This is a genomic window from Pseudomonas glycinae (genome assembly GCF_001594225.2).
In the GTDB taxonomy this organism is placed as follows: Bacteria; Pseudomonadota; Gammaproteobacteria; order Pseudomonadales; family Pseudomonadaceae; genus Aquipseudomonas; species Aquipseudomonas glycinae.
Map to the genome: position 1 here is coordinate 4,870,617 of NZ_CP014205.2, position 15,945 is coordinate 4,886,561.

A 15,945-nucleotide genomic window follows, 5' to 3' on the forward strand; every position below is an offset into this window, starting at 1 on the left:
CAATCCAGGATAGTGGCGAATCCGTCCGAATCCCTTACACTCCCCCAGCCGTTCATTTTCCTTTTGAGGCTGTGCGCATGAAATTTCGTTTTCTTCTGTGGATGCTGGGTCTGTTGATGGGTAAGGCCAGTCGGACAAATCCTGCGTTCCAGCAGCAGTTGGGTGACAAGGATCTGGTGTTTCAGCTACAGACTCTGGACGGGAAAGTGGCGCGGCATTTCGTGGTGAAGGATCAGCGCATTACCAGCAAGTCCGGGGTGGTGGCGGAGCCGGCGTTTGCGATTGCCTTTAAAGACGCGGCGTTCGGGTTTGCCACGATGCAGGCCAAGAACAAGCAGTTGGCATTCATGCAGGGGATTCAGGACAAGTCGATCCAGCTCAAGGGGAATCCGGCGCTGGTGATGTGGTTTCAGGGGTTGATGAAGTATTTGAAGCCGCGGAAGGCCAAGCCGAAGTCATAGGGCTTTCAGGCAGCTTGTCGGGACGGGCCTGCCTCTTCAGCTTTCGGGCTCGGGAGGCTCGGCGTCCAGGGGCTGGGCCCGGTATGTCTTGTAGATCTGCTGGACTTGCGGGTTGTCCAGGTTTTCGTAAGTGATGTCTTCCTTGTCCAGGCCATCCAAGCCTCGGATGCCACTAATGGTCTCTGGCCATTCGTCACGACTGGATATATCGACTACGAACGGGTTGAGGTAGTTATCGAGATGCCTTTCGCGCGGCTCTCGGATCTCGTCGCTGAGGGCCCGCAAGTAGTCGTCTTTGTTTGTTCTTGACCAGTCGATGGCGAACCCGGCTCGATAACAGAGTTCCATGAAGACCAATAGAATCGCGCGTCCATTGCCGTCCAGGAAGGGGTGTGCGAAAGCCAGTTGGCCCATCACTCCACCGGGATGGTCTCTGAAGCGTTTTTTGTCTGATGCGAGCTTGAGTGCATAGTCGACAGACATTTTGATGGAGTCCGGGCGCTCGAAGACTGTGCTGCGAGGGTCGTCGAAAGAGCCCTTGAAGACCGCCAGATGGGGGACGAGCTCGTTCCGGTCTTTTCCTGCCCAGTGATAGAAGCCTGAGAACAGGATCTCGTGAACCTTGAGTACAGTCTGGTAATCGATTGGCTTTTTCTTGGCCAGATAGGCAAGCGCCTCTTCGATACTCAATTCGAACGAAAGATGCTCTGACTCTTTTACTTCGACGGGATCTTTCAGTTGCAGCGAGTTTTGAAGATATCCAGCCGTTTCGAAGTCGCCGAATGGATCAAAAGTCATGCGCTACGTTTCTGTGCACGCCTTTCCTGAAGATAGCGCCCTTGGAGCGCCAGGATTTCAGATTTGCTCAGAACGCCTTTTCGCTTGAGATTGACGAGCAACTGTTCGATGCCATCCAGCTCGACGACATCGCCAGACAAGCGGGTAATCCCCACGGCCATACGACTCATGCCGTCACGACTGGCTGTAACCTTGTTGTCTTTGGCAAGCTTGCGCACTTCGCTTGCAACGCTGACAGCATCTGTTTGGGTCATCGGAAATTCCTCTGAATGCCGTCAAATCATAGCAGGGCGCTTGTTTGCTGTCGTTGCTGGCAAAGTGGCCGAAATCTGTGGAGCCAGGGCCCTATCTGCAATCAAGACAGGCCCTGGTTGACGTTCCGAAGAATGCTTTAAGCCTGGCTGAACTGCGAAGCCAGTTCCCGCAGCAACACTTCCGCCTCAAGCACTTTGCTGACCACATCATTGGCCTTGTCGCGAGTCAAACCAACACGCTCCAGCAGCGCATCCGGAATATCTTCATCCGGGCCGGAGCCGATCCCGCGGCTGCGCAGCAGGCGCACGGCCAGGCAGACGAGGTTCGGGTATTCGGCGTAGGCGCCGTCGTAGTTCGGGTCGTGCTGGAAGCGCAGGGCGGTGGCCAGTTCGTCCGGCATGTCCCAGTAGCGCATCAGCCAGGAGCCGATCTGTTCGCGGCTGATGCCCAGCAGGTGTTGCTCGACATAGCTGTGGCACAGGTGCGGGTTGACCTCCAGGTGGCGACAGATCAGCGAGAAGTGCGGCGGGAACACGTGGGCCAGTAGCAGGTAGCCGAAGTTGTGCAGCAGGCCGGCGAGGTAGGTCAGGCCGGATTCCGGGCGCTGGGCGCGCGGCATGGCGCGGGTCAGGCCTTCGATGACGGCGGCGGTGTAGATCGACTGCTGCCAGTACGGCGTGGTGTGCTGCGGGTGATCCTTGGGCAGGCTCAGGGTCTTGCCGAGGGCCAGGCCCAGCGCCAGGTTGATCACCAGATCGAAGCCCAGCACGCGCACGATCGCGTCTTCCACCGAACGGATCTTGCCCGGCGAGGCGTAGTACGGCGATGCCGCCCAGCTCACCACTTGCGCGGCCAGCGCCGGGTCGGTTTCGACCACGCCGGTGATGTCGTCGATGGTGGCGTTCGGGTCTACGCGCAGCTTGATGATTTTTTGCGCGGTTTCGGCCAGCGGCGGAATCTCGATGGTCGCTTCCAGACGCTGCTGGATGCGCCGCGCGGTGAACGCCTGCACGGCCTGGGTGATTTCCTCGCGGTCATCGTCCGGGCGGTCGAGGTTCGGGCGGATGCTGCTCAGGGCTTCGCCGAAGTTGGCGGCGCTGGCCTTGGTCAGCATGGTCTTGAAGTCTTCGCTGGCGATTTCCAGCAGCAGACCCGGCTCGCCGGAGTTGATCAGCAACTTCGGCTCGCGCAGCAGGCCTTCTTCGTAGAGGCACGGCGAGCTGGTCAGCGCCGGCAGGCCCGGCAGCAGGCTCAGGCTGTGTTTGCCGAGCATCTTTTCCAGGCGCTCGGTGGACACGGCGGTCAGGCGACGGCCCGTCAGTTCGGCGAGGCGGTTGAGATCCAGCAACTGGCTCTGTGGAAACAGCACCATCAGCGCACCGACCGCGTCGTCCAGCAACACCGCCTGCACTTTGCGCGAGGCATTGAGGCCGTGGTGGTCGAGCACTTCTTCGTAGGCGACGCCCAGCTTGTTGAGCAGCAGCCGAATAACAGACGGAGCGTGCGGTGATTCGGGGGCGAGAGCAGCTTCGGTCATGGTCTGTATCCGTTTTTGAAACAATTGCAGGAGTATAACCAGCTTGGTTGGAACGAGCTGTCAGAAACTGCGACGGTGCTCACACTTGGCCGTATTGCTGCCCGTGTCGCAGCCAGCGGTCGAGCAACGGGCTGACGTGGGTGGGCCAGCGCTCGAGCAAGGCCTGTGCGGCATCGCGCACGGCGGGCAGCAGATCGGCGTCGCGCATCAGGTCGGCGACCTTGAATTGCAGCAGGCCGGTCTGGCGGGTGCCGAGCATTTCGCCGGGGCCGCGCAGTTCGAGGTCTTTTTCGGCGATGACGAAGCCGTCGTTGGTCTCGCGCATGATGCCCAGGCGCTGGCGGCCGATCTGTGACAGCGGCGGATGGTAGAGCAGCACGCAATGGCTGACCGCGCTGCCCCGGCCGACGCGACCGCGCAACTGGTGCAGTTGCGCAAGGCCGAGACGCTCAGGGTTCTCGATGATCATCAGGCTGGCGTTGGGTACGTCGACGCCGACTTCGATCACGGTGGTGGCGACCAGCAGTTGCAGGTTGCCGGCCTTGAATTCGGCCATGACGGCGGCTTTTTCGGCAGGTTTCATGCGGCCGTGGATCAGCCCGACTTTCAACTCGCCGAGGGCGGCGGTCAGGTCTTCGAAAGTGGTTTCGGCGGCCTGGCAGGTCAGCTCTTCGGACTCTTCGATCAGCGTGCACACCCAATAGGCCTGACGACCTTCGGCGCAGGCGCTGCGCACCCGCTCGATGACTTCGACGCGACGCGTGTCGGTGACCAGCACGGTGTTGACCGGGGTTCGGCCGGGCGGCAATTCGTCGAGGATCGAGGTGTCGAGGTCGGCGTAGGCGCTCATCGCCAGCGTCCGGGGAATCGGCGTGGCGGTCATGATCAGTTGATGCGGGCACATGCGCCCGCCGACGCCTTTCTGCCGCAGCGCCAGACGTTGCTGCACGCCGAAGCGGTGCTGTTCGTCGATGATCACCAGCGCGAGGTTCTTGAACTGCACTTCATCCTGGAACAGCGCGTGGGTGCCGACCACCATCGGTGTGCCGCTGGCGATCTGCTCCAGCGCGGCGACGCGGTTCTTGCCCTTGAGCTTGCCGGCCAGCCACGCCACGTCGATGCCCAGCGGTTCGAGCCAGCGCTTGAAGGTGATGAAGTGCTGCTCGGCGAGGATCTCGGTCGGCGCCATCAACGCGACCTGATAACCCGCCTCCAGCGCTTGCAGCGCGGCGAGGGCGGCGACCACGGTTTTGCCCGCGCCGACGTCGCCCTGAATCAGTCGCAGCATCGGTTCGTGCTGACTGAGGTCGTAGGCGATTTCGTTGCCGACCCGTTGCTGAGCGCCGGTCGGGTTGAAGCCGAGGTTGGCCAGGTATTTCGCCGGCAGTTTGGTGGCTTTCGGCATCGCTGGCGCACGCAAGGAGCGCATGCTCTCGCGCAGGCGTTGCTGCGATAGCTGGTGAGTCAGCAGTTCTTCGAAGGCCAGGCGATGCTGGGCCCAGTGATGACCGAGGGCGAGTTCATCGACGTCGGCATCAGCGGGCGGGTTGTGCAGGTAGCGGATCGCATCGGCCAGCGGCGCCAGTTGATAGTCGCGGGCCAGTTCGGTCGGCAGCCAGTCGGGCAGGGTGGCCGGTTTGAGCAGGGTCAGGGTCTGCATGCACAACTGACGCAGACGCGCCTGGGTCAGGCCTTCGGTCAGCGGGTAGACCGGGGTCAGGGTTTCATCCACCGGCGGCGGTTCGTCGCCGTTGATGGCGCGGTATTCCGGGTGGTAGATCTCCAGCCCCGAGGCGCCGGGCCGGGCTTCGCCGTAGCAGCGAATCCGCGTGCCGCGCTTGAGGCCTTCTTTTTGCGCGTTGCTGAAGTGGTAGAAGCGCAGGCTCAGGCCGCCGGTGCCGTCCTGCAAGCGCACGACGAGGCTGCGGCGCCGGCCCATGACCACGTCGGCGCCGCTGACGGTGCCTTCGACCACGGCGTCCTGCCCCGGCCGCAACGCGCCGATCGGCACCACGCGGGTGCGATCCTGATAACGCAGTGGCAGGTGGAACAGCACGTCCTGGAGGTTTTCCAGACCGACCTTGGCCAGTTTCTCGGCCATGGCTTCACCGACACCCTTGAGTGCGGTGACCGACACCTGCGACAGCTCCGTCATGACGCTGGCTTAACCGGCCGTGACCGGCGCGGCAGGCTTGGCGACCGAGCACAGGCGAATGGAGTCGGCGAGGATCTCGATGGCTTTCGGCCGTGGGAAGCTCGCGCGCCAGGCGATGGCCACGGTGCGGAACGGCACCGGTGCCGACAGCGGGCGCACTTCGATCACGCCGGGGGCGTAGTGGTGACTGTCCACCGCCGACAGCGGCAGGATCGAGATGCCCAGGCCGGACGCGACCATGTGGCGAATGGTTTCCAGCGAGCTGGATTCGACCGTGGTGTGTTTGGCGCCGTCGTTGCCTTTGGTCAGGGTCGGGCAGGCCTCCAGCACCTGATCGCGGAAGCAGTGACCCTCGCCGAGCAGCAGCAGGCTCTTGTCGTTGAGCAGGGCGGCGTCGATGGATTCTTTCTGGGTCCACGGGTGCTGGGCCGGCATCAGGACGTAGAACGGCTCGTCGTAGAGTGGCAGGGTCAGCACGTCGGCTTCGTTGAACGGCAGGGCGATGATGATCGCGTCCAGCTCGCCGTTGCGTAGTTTGTCGCGCAGCACGTGAGTGAAGTTTTCTTCGATGTACAACGGCATCTGCGGGGCGACCCGGTGCAGTTGTGGAATCAGATGCGGAAACAGGTACGGGCCGACGGTGTAGATCGCGCCGACTTTCAGCGGGGCGGTCAACTGGTTCTTGCCGGCCTGCGCCAGTTCGCGGATGCCCTGGGCCTGCTCCAGCACTTTCTGCGCCTGGGCGACGATGCCTTCACCGACCGGGGTCAGACGCACGGCGCTTTTGCTGCGCTCGAAAATCAGCACACCGAGTTCGTCTTCAAGCTTTTTCACGCCCACCGACAGGGTCGGCTGGCTGACGTGGCAACGCTCGGCCGCGTGGCCGAAATGCTGCTCTTGGGCGAGGGTAACGATGTAGCGTAATTCTGTGAGAGTCATAGCAAGCGTCCATGAAGATGCGGGCCAAGCATACCGGCTGCAATCGATAGACGCACGTTATCAGACTGAGTGATGAATGCGACACCGGGCAATGCCGGTTTGCCGTTTGCAGATATGACAAAGGCACCTTTCGGTGCCTTTTGGGCGGGATCGAGCCGTGTTCTGCCAGTGCAGATCAGCGGCGGCGTTCCAGCGAGTAAACAAACGGCGCAACAATTTCGATCGAGCCATTGGTCAACATGTCGGCCGGTGGCTTGGGCAGCGGTTGGGCGCGGCGGATCATGTCCAGGGTGGCCCGGTCCAGATCGGCGTTGCCGGAGCGGCCCACCAGTTCGAACGACAGCACGTTGCCTTCGCCATCGACCACGAAGCGCAACCGGTTCAAGCCTTCCTTGCCCCGTGCCTGAGCGCTGGCCGGGTACTTCTTGTACTTGGCCAGATGCGCGAGCAGGGTGCCTTGCCAGCTGGCCTTGGCGGCCAATTGTGCAGGCGACGGGCCCGGTGCAGGCTGGGCGGATTTCTCCGTCGGGGCCTGAGTCGGCTGGGTATCGGCCGGCTTCTCTTCGGACGGTTTCTCCTTCGGCGGATCGGGCAGTTTCTTCTCGATCGGCTTCGGCGGTTTGGGTTTCGGCTTGGGCTTCGGTTTCTGCACCGCGATCTCGGCTTTCGGCGCTTCGGCCAGTTTCGGGATCGGCAGTTCCTCAACCGGAGCCGGTGGCTGCGGTGGCGTGACGACTTTCGGCGGTGCGGGCGGTGGCGGGGCCGGAACCGGCGCCAGCTCGACCATCATTGCCTGCGGCGGCAATTCGATGGGCGGGCGGACGTTCCAGTTCAGCGCCAGCGCGATGGCCAGCGCGTGAACACCCAGCACCACGGCCAGGCTACCGCTGTAACGCGTCAGCTTATGGCGCGTCGTGATCATTTCTTGACTGCGCTCTCGAGTCCGACCAGACCGACCTTCAGGTAACCGGCGGCGCGCAGGTTATCCATCACGCTCATCAGATCGCCGTAATCCACGCCTTTGTCGGCCTGGAAAAAGATCGTCGTGTCTTTCTTGCCCTGGGTCTTGGCGTCGAGTGCGGCGCCGAGGGTTTCGGCTTTCACTTCGTCATCGCCAATGAACAGGCGCTGGTCTGCCTTCACGCTGAGAAACACCGGTTTCTCCGGCCGCGGCGCCGGTTTGGCGGTCGAGGCGGGAAGGTCCACCTTGATGTCCACGGTGGCCAGCGGAGCGGCGACCATGAAGATGATCAACAGCACCAGCATCACGTCGATGAACGGCGTGACGTTGATTTCGTGGTTCTCGGCCAGATCGTCGTCTGCGCCTTCTTTCAAATGCAGGCCCATGGCCGATTACCCCACTTTCACCATGTGCGGATGCGAGCTGCTGCGCTCAGGCTGGTGGTCGAGGTCGCGGCTGACCAGCAGCAGCACCTGAGCCGACGCATCGGACACCTGAGCCTTGTAACCGGCGATGGAGCGGGCGAAGACGTTGTAGATGACCACGGCAGGAATCGCGGCCACCAGACCCAGTGCGGTAGCCAGCAGCGCTTCAGCGATACCCGGTGCTACGACGGCAAGGTTGGTGGTCTGGGTTTTGGCGATGCCGATGAAGCTGTTCATGATGCCCCACACGGTACCGAACAGACCGACGAACGGCGCGGTGGAGCCGATGGTGGCGAGGACGCCGGTGCCGCTGCTCATGTTGCGGCCACAGGCTGCAACCAGACGCTCGAGGCGGAAGCTGACGCGTTCCTTGATGCCTTCTTTCTCGCGGGCGTTGGCCGACAGGCGCATTTCTTCGAGGGCGTCGTGTACCAGCAGGTTGGCCAGGGTGCCTTCTTTCGCGGCGGTGGCGCTGGCTTCCTTGAGGGAGGCGGCTTTTTTCAGGTTGGCGATCTCACCGCGCAGGCGGCGTTTGGCGCCCATCAGTTCGAAACCCTTGGCGATCCAGATGGTCCAGGTGATGATCGAGGCGATGGCCAGGCCGATCATCACGGCTTTAACGATCACGTCGGCGTTCTGGTACATACCCCATGGCGACAGATCGTGGGCCATGCCCAGAGTGTTGTCGGCTTCGAGGGCTTCCGGTGCGTCGGCGGCGCTGGCGTCTACGGCCTGCACCGGGTCGGTCGCGGCAGGTGCGGCGGCCGGAGCGCTCTGCTCGGTGGCGGCTGGTGCGGCCGGGGCTTGTGCGTCAGCGAAGGCGGCGACCGGCGCCAGCATCAGGCTGAGCAGCAGGGCAGCCACGGCGCTCCAGGCGCGAGGTCGGTTGGTTGGCGAAGCGGAGTTTTGAATGCGTGTCATGCTGGCCGGACCTGAGATAGAAAAACGGTGATGCTCTTCCAGGCCTCGTGAGGCCGAGAACAAAAGTGGCATGCATTATTGCAAGTAATTCTTGTTAACAAAAGTAATAGAGTTGCTTTTTTTCCTTCATTGCTAGCCGCTCGTCCCTTGCCGAGGCTAGTCTGTAGCTTTCCGATGGGAGATTTTTGATGTCCGCGCCTTCTGTTTTGATCGCCGGTTGCGGTGATGTCGGCAGCCGTCTGGCCACGCAATTGCTGGCTGCCGGCTTCCAGGTCTACGGCCTGCGCCGGGATGTTTCGCGTTTGCCGGACGGCGTTATCGGTGTCGCTGGTGACTTGTTCAACGAGGATTGCCCGGCGACCTGGCCGGTGGGTGCCATCGATTACCTGGTGTATAGCGCGGCGGCGACCGATCACGATGAGGCCGGATATCGCGCGGCTTATGTGCAGGGTTTGCAGCATGTGCTGGGCTGGCTGAACGATTACGGGCAGGAGCCGGAGCGGCTGCTGTTCGTTTCCAGCAGCAGTGTTTATGGGCAGCAGAACGGCGAATGGGTCGATGAAAAATCCGAAACCGTCGCCGCTGGTTATTCCGGGCGGGTGATGCTGGAAGCCGAGCAGGTTGCGCTCAACTCTGGCATTCCCGCAAGCATCGTGCGCCTGACCGGCATTTACGGCCCCGGCCGTGAATGGCTGCTGACCCAGGTGCGTCGTGGCTATCGCGTGGCGGTCGATCCGCCGCTGTATGGCAATCGCATCCATGCCGATGACGCGGCGGGGTTGATGGCGTTCTTGCTGGACGCGGATTGCAAGGGTGTGGAACTGGATAACGTTTACATCGGCGTGGACGATGCGCCGGCGCCGCTGGCCGAGGTGGTGGCGTGGCTGCGTGATTATCTGGATGTCACCGAATGGTCGGAAGACGAGAGCGTACGTCGCACCGGCAGCAAGCGCTGCAGCAATGCCCGGGCGAAAGCCTTGGGTTGGGTGCCGAAGTATCCGAGTTATCGCGAGGGGTATGCCGCGATTCTTGAGGGCAAGTGCTGAATTTCAAGCGCAACAAATAACCGTGGGAGCGAGCTTGCTCGCGATGGTGGCATAACAGTCAGCATAAATGTTGAATGCTATGGCCTCATCGCGGGCAAGCCCGCTCCCACAGGGTTATATGCTGTTCTCAGGTGCAGTTACTGCTTCTCGAGCAACCACTTGCGCTCACCCGGGGTGAACTGCGGTTGTTCGTCCGCCAGCGCCGTGTTCACGGCCTGCAGGATTTCCAGCTCTTTGCCCTTGCGCACAAAGATCCAGTTGTTGCCCTGACCGTTCTGCTGCAACCACATGCTGTCGTTGCCGCTGCTCATCGACGCGCAATCGCCTGCGAGGCACAGCGCATAACGATCGGCACCCGGCAGGCCGGAGACTTGCCCGTCCGCCTGGAATTGCACGGTGGCGCCTTCGCCCTGGCCGCTGGTGATCGTCCAGTTGCCGCCCAGATAAGCGGAATACAGCGCGCGTTCGAAGCTGGCGCCGATCGGTGCGCCTTCCGGAACCGGAATCTGTGCGCGGTCGAAGACCTGTTCCGGTTCGTTTTCGTTGGCGGCTTGTCGCAGTTGACCGCCGTCACGTTTCAGCTCGCTGGCGGAGCTGCCATAGAAGTCGACCTTCCAGGCACCGGCCTGTTCGCCGAGCAAGCGACCTTCGACGTTTTCGAAACCGTTGGTGTAGCGGGCCTGACCGGCCTTGGTGTTGACGTCCCACTCCAGGTTCGGGCCGTAAGCCTGAAGCGCTTCGCGCAGGGGGCCGCCCTTGGCAGCGGCATCGATGGCGACCTGATTGATCCAGGTGCCGCTGATGTCACGGTCGGCAGGGTTGCTGGCGCAACCGCCGAGGAAAATGGCGAGCAGCGAGAGAGCAAGCGCTTTGCGCATGGTGGAATCCTTTCAAAACCTTTTCTTTACCGCAGAGCAGTCGGCGCGGCGTCTAGGGCCGCGCCGTGCGCATTACTCGATGACCAGAATGGCATCCATTTCAACCTGCGAACCCTTTGGCAGGGCTGCCACGCCGATGGCGGCGCGGGCCGGGTACGGCTGGTCGAAGTACTTGCCCATGATCTCGTTGACCTTGGCGAAGTGGCTCAGGTCGGTGAGGAAGATGTTCAGCTTGACGATGTCCTTGAACGAACCACCGGCGGCTTCGGCCACGGCTTTCAGGTTCTCGAACACCTGGACGGTCTGGGCTTCGAAGCCTTCGACCAGTTCCATGGTTTTTGGATCGAGGGGAATCTGACCCGACATGTAAACGGTGTTACCGGCCTTGATCGCCTGGGAGTAAGTACCGATGGCGGCCGGGGCCTTGTCGCTGGTGATAACGGTCTTGGTCATGTATGACTCCTTGTAATGTTTGAGTTATGCACGCATGCGGGTGATGCGGATCACCCCGGTCAGGGCGCGCAGTTTCTTGATCACGCGGGCCAGGTGCACACGGTCGTGGACGCTGACCACCAACTGGACAACGCTGATGCGGCCATCGCGTTCGTCCATGCTGATTTTCTCGATATTGCCGTCGGCTGCGTTGACGCTGCTGGCCAGCAGGGCGATCAGGCCGCGCTGGTGTTCCAGCTCGACGCGCAGCTCGACGTTGAATTCGCCGGTGACATCCTTGGCCCACGAGAGCTGGATGCATTTTTCCGGGTTGTGGCGGATTTCGCTGATGTTGCGGCAGTTGTCCAAGTGCACGACCATGCCTTTGCCTGCCGACAGGTGACCGACAATCGGGTCGCCCGGGATCGGTGTGCAACATTTGGCGTAGCTGAGGACCAGGCCTTCGGTGCCGCGAATCGCCAGCGGGCCTTCCGGGCTTGGCAGTTGCTCGCCTTCGCCGAGCAGGCGGCGCGCCACGACGTAGGCCATGCGATTGCCGAGGCCGATGTCTTCCAGCAAGTCTTCGATCAGTTCGAGGCGGTACTCGGTGAGCATTGCCTTCACGCGTTCGGCCGGAATCTGTTCCAGCGCGCTGTCGAAGCCATTGAGCACCTTGTTCAGCAGGCGTTCGCCGAGGCTGATGGATTCGGAGCGGCGTTGCAGTTTCAGTGCGTGGCGGATGTGAGTGCGCGCCTTGCCGGTGACCACGAAGTTGAGCCACGCCGGGTTCGGCCGTGCGCCGGGAGCGCTGACGATCTCGACCGTGGAGCCGCTTTGCAGCGGTTCGGACAGCGGCGCGAGACGACGGTTGATCCGACAGGCGATGCAGCTATTGCCGACGTCGGTGTGCACCGCGTAGGCAAAGTCGACCGCCGTGGAGCCTTTGGGCAGCTCCATGATCCGGCCCTTGGGCGTGAACACGTAGACCTCGTCCGGGAACAGGTCGATCTTCACGCTCTCGATGAATTCCAGCGAATTGCCGGCACGTTGCTGCATTTCCAGCACGCCTTTGACCCACTGACGGGCCCGGGCATGAGTGCCTTTCGGCTGCTCGTCGCCGCTGGATTTGTACAGCCAATGAGCGGCGATGCCGTTATTGGCCATCTCTTCCATTTCACGGGTGCGGATCTGGATTTCGATCGGTACACCGTGCATGCCGAACAGCGTGGTGTGCAGTGACTGATAGCCGTTGGCCTTGGGGATCGCGATGTAATCCTTGAAGCGCCCCGGCAACGGTTTGTACAAATTATGTACAGCACCCAGCACGCGGTAGCAGGTATCGACCTTGTCAACGATGATCCGGAACGCATAGACGTCCATGATCTCGTTGAAGGCCCGACGCTTGCCGCGCATTTTCTTGTAGATGCCGTAGAGGTGTTTCTGGCGACCGCTGACTTCGCCCTGGATGCCGTCGATGGCGAGGCAGTGGGCAAGGGACTCTTCGATCTTGTTGACGATTTCCTTGCGGTTGCCCCGGGCGCGTTTGACGGCCTGGTAGATCCGCGCGGAACGCATCGGGTGCATCGCCTTGAAGCCGAGGTCTTCGAACTCGATGCGGATCGCGTGCATGCCCAGCCGGTTGGCGATGGGTGCGTAGATCTCGAGGGTTTCCTTGGCGATGCGCCGGCGTTTTTCGCCGGACAGCACTTCCAGCGTGCGCATGTTGTGCAGGCGGTCGGCGAGCTTGACCAGGATCACGCGAATGTCGCGTGCCATCGCCATCGCCATCTTCTGGAAGTTTTCAGCCTGGGCTTCGGCCTTGGTCTCGAAGTTCATCTGGGTCAGTTTGCTGACCCCGTCGACCAGTTCGGCCACGGTTTCACCGAACTGCGCTTGCAGCGCTTCCTTGGCGATACCGGTGTCTTCGATCACGTCATGCAGCATCGCGGCCATCAGGCTCTGATGGTCCATGTGCATGTCGGCAAGAATGTTAGCCACGGCGAGAGGATGCGTGACGTACGCCTCGCCGCTGCGGCGGCGTTGGCCGTCGTGGGCTTGTTCGGCGTAGAAATACGCTCGGCGGACCAGGTTGACCTGGTCGTTGCCGAGGTAGGTCGATAAGCGATCGGCGAGGGCGTCTATGCTCGGCATGATGTCTCCTGCCGCAAGCTGTGATCCCGCGCCGTGCTACGTCGACCAGGCATAGGCTTAGACGGCCTCGTTGGACTCGTCCTCGAACGCAGCGAAGACAGGGTCTTCGTGGACGATTTCCTGCTCGGCGATGAACTCGTAGCTCATCAGGCCTTCAGCGATTTCACGCAGCGCAACAACGGTCGGTTTGTCGTTTTCCCACTGAACCAGGGGCTCTTTGCCGCCGGTGGCCAGTTGACGGGCACGCTTGGTAGAGAGCATGACCAGCTCAAAGCGGTTTTCCACGTGTTCTAGGCAGTCTTCAACGGTTACGCGGGCCATGGTATTCCTCGGAGCGAATGCAATATGCGCGCTGCCCGGTTGGGCGAGCGGACTCAACAGTTTAAAAAATCACCAGCGATTAGGGAAGCGCTGATTTTTTGACCAGACTCTTCAACGCGCTGCAAGTGCCAATGTAAAGCCCTTGCAGCGGTTTTGGGAAGTGCTGTTTCAGCCCAGCAATTCAGCCAGCAATTTGCCGAAACGCACTTGCTGACGTTTCTGTTGCAACTGATTGGCGCGGAAAATCGCCTTCAGATCGTCCAGCGCATGGGCGAAATCGTCGTTGATGATCAGGTAGTCGTACTCGACGTAGTGGCTCATTTCGCTGACCGCTTCACGCATCCGGCCATCGATGATCTCGTCGCTGTCCTGGCCACGGTTGGTCAGGCGCTGGTGCAGGGCCTGCAGTGATGGCGGCAGGATGAAGATCGAACGGGCCTGCGGCATCAGCTTGCGCACTTGCTCGGCGCCTTGCCAGTCGATTTCCAGAATCAGGTCGTGGCCTTCGTCCAGGGTCTGCTGCAGGCGGCTTTGCGAGGTGCCGTAGAAGTTGCCGAAGACTTCGGCGCGTTCCAGAAAATCGCCGTGCTCGCCCATCTTCACGAACTCTTCGCGGGTCACGAAGTGATAGTTCACGCCGTCCACTTCACCCGGGCGCATGGCGCGGGTGGTGTGGGAAATCGAGACGCGAATGTCCGGATTGGTGTCGGTCAGGGCCTTGACCAGACTGCTCTTGCCCGCACCCGAAGGGGCGGAAATGATGTACAGGGTGCCGGTGCTGTGGGTCATGTCGGGGTAGCCTTACTCAATATTCTGCACTTGTTCGCGCATCTGCTCGATCAACACCTTGAGGTTGACCGCTGCCTGTGTGCTGCGCGGGTCGAAGGCCTTGGAGCCCAGTGTGTTGGCTTCGCGGTTGAGCTCCTGCATCAGGAAGTCCAGGCGCCGGCCGGCGGCCCCGCCGGATTTCAGCACCCGGCGAACTTCAATGATGTGGGTGCTCAGGCGATCCAGTTCTTCGGCCACGTCGCTCTTCTGCGCGAGGATGACCATTTCCTGTTCCAGGCGCTGCGGATCCAGTTCGGCCTTCATGTCGGCAAAGCGGTCGAGGACTTTCTGACGCTGGGTGGCGAGCATCTGCGGAACCAGTTCGCGCAGGGTCACCACATCTTCTTCGATGGAGGTCAGGCGATCGTTGATCAGGCGGGCCAGCTCCGCGCCTTCGCGCTCGCGGCCGGCCTTGAGGTCTTTCAGAGCCTGATTGAACAAGGCTAGCGCCTCGGCGTTCAGCGCCTGCGGGTCGGTGGCGTCGGCGACCAGTACGCCTGGCCAGGCCAACACTTCCAACGGGTTCAGCGCCGCCGGATTCTTGATCAGGCCGGCAACCGTTTCGGCCGCGGCGACCAGTTGCGCGGCGCGCTCGCGATCCACCTGCAACGGCTTGCCGGTGCTTTCCTCGGTGAAGCGCAGGGTGCATTCCAGTTTGCCGCGCGACAGGCCCTGGCGGAGGGCTTCGCGGACGGCGCCTTCGAGGTCGCGGAACGACTCAGGCAGGCGCAGGTGGGGTTCCAGGTAGCGGCTGTTGACCGAGCGCAGTTCCCAGCTCAGGGTGCCCTGGACGCCGGCTTTTTCGACGCGGGCGAAGGCGGTCATGCTGTGCACCATGGTGGTACCTCGCAATGCAGATCGGCGCAGAAACGACGTTCCGCGCGGACGATCTCAATGAATGTAAGCCGACTGGCAGCAAAGGCGCAGGATTGTAGCGCAGTGCGGCGGATGCGCCCAAACACACGGTGTGACAAAGGGCTGCAGGCCGTCGGCAAAGCGCGTTTCAGGGCCTTCGGTCGTCGGCCGGATTTTTTAACGAGTGCCCAGGCGCGGTGCACAGCTCTATAATGCTCCGCAGTTTTCCGTCCCCAGTACAGGTATCTCCTATGAAACGTCCAAGTGGTCGCGCTGCCGATCAGCTCCGCTCGATCCGCATTACCCGCAACTACACCAAACACGCCGAGGGATCGGTACTGGTCGAATTCGGTGATACCAAAGTCATCTGCACCGTCAGCGTCGAGAACGGCGTGCCGCGTTTCCTCAAAGGGCAGGGCCAGGGTTGGCTGACCGCCGAATACGGCATGTTGCCGCGCGCCACCGGCGAGCGTAACCAGCGCGAAGCGAGCCGCGGCAAGCAGGGCGGCCGTACCCTGGAAATCCAGCGCCTGATCGGTCGTTCCCTGCGCGCCGCGCTGGACATGTCCAAGCTGGGCGACGTCACCCTTTACGTCGACTGCGACGTGATCCAGGCTGACGGCGGTACCCGCACCGCGTCGATCACCGGCGCCATGGTTGCGCTGGTCGATGCACTTAAAGTGATCAAGAAGCGTGGCGGCCTGAAGGGCGGCGACCCGCTCAAGCAAATGATCGGCGCTATTTCCGTGGGCATGTACCAGGGCGAGCCGGTGCTGGATCTGGACTATCTTGAAGATTCCGCCGCCGAGACCGACCTCAACGTGGTGATGACCAGCACCGGCGGTTTCATCGAAGTGCAGGGTACTGCCGAAGGCGCCCCGTTCCAGCCTGAAGAGCTGAACGCGATGCTGGAACTGGCGAAGAAAGGCATGAACGAAATCTTCGAACTGCAAAAGGCTGCACTGGCCGACTGAGCAGGTTC

The 15,945-nt window shown here is 61.8% G+C and carries 17 protein-coding genes; 3 read left to right on the plus strand and 14 right to left on the minus strand.

Annotated features, from left to right (window positions below; translation table 11 throughout):
* Positions 1-77 precede the first annotated feature (77 nt).
* Positions 78-461, plus strand: coding sequence for an SCP2 sterol-binding domain-containing protein (locus AWU82_RS22250; protein ID WP_039765176.1), 384 nt, complete (start codon positions 78-80; stop codon positions 459-461).
* Positions 462-497: 36 nt separating this feature from the next.
* On the opposite strand, the gene AWU82_RS22255 is transcribed toward AWU82_RS22250, so the two are convergent.
* The 8 genes from AWU82_RS22255 to exbB form a co-directional block, all read right to left on the minus strand.
* Complete coding sequence (locus tag AWU82_RS22255) at positions 498-1,259, minus strand: Fic/DOC family protein (protein WP_064379830.1); 762 nt, start codon at positions 1,257-1,259, stop codon at positions 498-500.
* Entirely contained in the window at positions 1,256-1,513 is a 258-nt protein-coding gene (locus AWU82_RS22260) for a hypothetical protein (RefSeq protein ID WP_039765180.1), read from the minus strand. The genes AWU82_RS22255 and AWU82_RS22260 overlap by 4 nt, the downstream gene beginning before the upstream one ends.
* Positions 1,514-1,650: 137 nt before the next feature.
* Positions 1,651-3,051 carry an aminoacyl-tRNA deacylase and HDOD domain-containing protein gene (locus AWU82_RS22265; protein ID WP_039765182.1) on the minus strand — a complete coding sequence of 467 codons (1,401 nt, stop codon included), beginning with the start codon at positions 3,049-3,051 and terminating at the stop codon, positions 1,651-1,653.
* 79 nt (positions 3,052-3,130) lie between these two features.
* The gene (recG, locus tag AWU82_RS22270; RefSeq protein ID WP_011336566.1) at positions 3,131-5,206 is read right to left on the minus strand and encodes an ATP-dependent DNA helicase RecG; all 2,076 of its coding nucleotides are present in this window, start codon (positions 5,204-5,206) and stop codon (positions 3,131-3,133) included.
* Between the two features lie 9 nt (positions 5,207-5,215).
* The gene (locus tag AWU82_RS22275) at positions 5,216-6,145 is read right to left on the minus strand and encodes a hydrogen peroxide-inducible genes activator (RefSeq protein ID WP_064379831.1); all 930 of its coding nucleotides are present in this window, start codon (positions 6,143-6,145) and stop codon (positions 5,216-5,218) included.
* A gap of 175 nt (positions 6,146-6,320) precedes the next feature.
* A complete protein-coding gene (locus AWU82_RS22280) occupies positions 6,321-7,067 on the minus strand; it encodes a TonB family protein (RefSeq protein ID WP_064379833.1) in 747 nt (248 codons plus the stop codon).
* Positions 7,064-7,492 carry a TonB system transport protein ExbD gene (gene exbD, locus AWU82_RS22285; RefSeq protein WP_064379836.1) on the minus strand — a complete coding sequence of 143 codons (429 nt, stop codon included), beginning with the start codon at positions 7,490-7,492 and terminating at the stop codon, positions 7,064-7,066. Before exbD ends, AWU82_RS22280 begins: the two co-directional genes overlap by 4 nt.
* Before the next feature lie 6 nt (positions 7,493-7,498).
* Positions 7,499-8,452, minus strand: a complete 954-nt coding sequence (exbB, locus tag AWU82_RS22290) for a tonB-system energizer ExbB (RefSeq protein WP_064379839.1) — start codon at positions 8,450-8,452, stop codon at positions 7,499-7,501.
* 188 nt (positions 8,453-8,640) lie between these two features.
* Between exbB and AWU82_RS22295 the strand changes: the two genes are divergently transcribed.
* Positions 8,641-9,498, plus strand: a complete 858-nt coding sequence (locus tag AWU82_RS22295) for an SDR family oxidoreductase (RefSeq protein WP_064379841.1) — start codon at positions 8,641-8,643, stop codon at positions 9,496-9,498.
* A 137-nt stretch (positions 9,499-9,635) separates the two neighbouring features.
* Here AWU82_RS22295 and AWU82_RS22300 read toward each other — a convergent pair whose 3' ends face one another.
* From AWU82_RS22300 to AWU82_RS22325, 6 genes are all read right to left on the minus strand, one after another.
* Positions 9,636-10,376, minus strand: a complete 741-nt coding sequence (locus AWU82_RS22300; protein ID WP_064379843.1) for a putative periplasmic lipoprotein — start codon at positions 10,374-10,376, stop codon at positions 9,636-9,638.
* Between the two features lie 72 nt (positions 10,377-10,448).
* Positions 10,449-10,829 (minus strand): deaminase RidA, encoded by a 381-nt coding sequence (gene ridA / locus AWU82_RS22305; protein ID WP_003229509.1) that lies wholly within the window; start codon positions 10,827-10,829, stop codon positions 10,449-10,451.
* A 24-nt stretch (positions 10,830-10,853) separates the two neighbouring features.
* The gene (gene spoT, locus AWU82_RS22310) at positions 10,854-12,959 is read right to left on the minus strand and encodes a bifunctional GTP diphosphokinase/guanosine-3',5'-bis pyrophosphate 3'-pyrophosphohydrolase (protein ID WP_064379844.1); all 2,106 of its coding nucleotides are present in this window, start codon (positions 12,957-12,959) and stop codon (positions 10,854-10,856) included.
* 57 nt (positions 12,960-13,016) lie between these two features.
* Positions 13,017-13,280 (minus strand): DNA-directed RNA polymerase subunit omega, encoded by a 264-nt coding sequence (gene rpoZ, locus AWU82_RS22315; RefSeq protein ID WP_003229503.1) that lies wholly within the window; start codon positions 13,278-13,280, stop codon positions 13,017-13,019.
* 168 nt (positions 13,281-13,448) lie between these two features.
* Positions 13,449-14,069 carry a guanylate kinase gene (gmk, locus tag AWU82_RS22320; RefSeq protein WP_011336561.1) on the minus strand — a complete coding sequence of 207 codons (621 nt, stop codon included), beginning with the start codon at positions 14,067-14,069 and terminating at the stop codon, positions 13,449-13,451.
* A gap of 12 nt (positions 14,070-14,081) precedes the next feature.
* Entirely contained in the window at positions 14,082-14,945 is an 864-nt protein-coding gene (locus tag AWU82_RS22325; RefSeq protein WP_011336560.1) for a YicC/YloC family endoribonuclease, read from the minus strand.
* Positions 14,946-15,214: 269 nt separating this feature from the next.
* On the opposite strand from AWU82_RS22325, the gene rph reads away from it, so the two are divergent.
* On the plus strand, positions 15,215-15,937 hold the full coding sequence (gene rph / locus AWU82_RS22330; RefSeq protein WP_064379846.1) for a ribonuclease PH: 723 nt from the start codon (positions 15,215-15,217) through the stop codon (positions 15,935-15,937).
* The last annotated feature ends 8 nt before the right edge of the window (positions 15,938-15,945 follow it).

Coding starts and splice junctions, on each gene's coding strand:
- AWU82_RS22280 (WP_064379833.1), bottom strand. CDS start 7,067: ATGATCACGACGCGCCATAAGCTGACGCGTTACAGCGGTAGCCTGGCC.
- spoT (WP_064379844.1), bottom strand. CDS start 12,959: ATGCCGAGCATAGACGCCCTCGCCGATCGCTTATCGACCTACCTCGGC.
- AWU82_RS22275 (WP_064379831.1), bottom strand. CDS start 6,145: ATGACTCTCACAGAATTACGCTACATCGTTACCCTCGCCCAAGAGCAG.
- exbD (WP_064379836.1), bottom strand. CDS start 7,492: ATGGGCCTGCATTTGAAAGAAGGCGCAGACGACGATCTGGCCGAGAAC.
- recG (WP_011336566.1), bottom strand. CDS start 5,206: ATGACGGAGCTGTCGCAGGTGTCGGTCACCGCACTCAAGGGTGTCGGT.
- rph (WP_064379846.1), top strand. CDS start 15,215: ATGAAACGTCCAAGTGGTCGCGCTGCCGATCAGCTCCGCTCGATCCGC.
- rpoZ (WP_003229503.1), bottom strand. CDS start 13,280: ATGGCCCGCGTAACCGTTGAAGACTGCCTAGAACACGTGGAAAACCGC.
- ridA (WP_003229509.1), bottom strand. CDS start 10,829: ATGACCAAGACCGTTATCACCAGCGACAAGGCCCCGGCCGCCATCGGT.
- AWU82_RS22260 (WP_039765180.1), bottom strand. CDS start 1,513: ATGACCCAAACAGATGCTGTCAGCGTTGCAAGCGAAGTGCGCAAGCTT.
- exbB (WP_064379839.1), bottom strand. CDS start 8,452: ATGACACGCATTCAAAACTCCGCTTCGCCAACCAACCGACCTCGCGCC.
- AWU82_RS22265 (WP_039765182.1), bottom strand. CDS start 3,051: ATGACCGAAGCTGCTCTCGCCCCCGAATCACCGCACGCTCCGTCTGTT.
- AWU82_RS22325 (WP_011336560.1), bottom strand. CDS start 14,945: ATGGTGCACAGCATGACCGCCTTCGCCCGCGTCGAAAAAGCCGGCGTC.
- AWU82_RS22295 (WP_064379841.1), top strand. CDS start 8,641: ATGTCCGCGCCTTCTGTTTTGATCGCCGGTTGCGGTGATGTCGGCAGC.
- AWU82_RS22255 (WP_064379830.1), bottom strand. CDS start 1,259: ATGACTTTTGATCCATTCGGCGACTTCGAAACGGCTGGATATCTTCAA.
- AWU82_RS22300 (WP_064379843.1), bottom strand. CDS start 10,376: ATGCGCAAAGCGCTTGCTCTCTCGCTGCTCGCCATTTTCCTCGGCGGT.
- gmk (WP_011336561.1), bottom strand. CDS start 14,069: ATGACCCACAGCACCGGCACCCTGTACATCATTTCCGCCCCTTCGGGT.
- AWU82_RS22250 (WP_039765176.1), top strand. CDS start 78: ATGAAATTTCGTTTTCTTCTGTGGATGCTGGGTCTGTTGATGGGTAAG.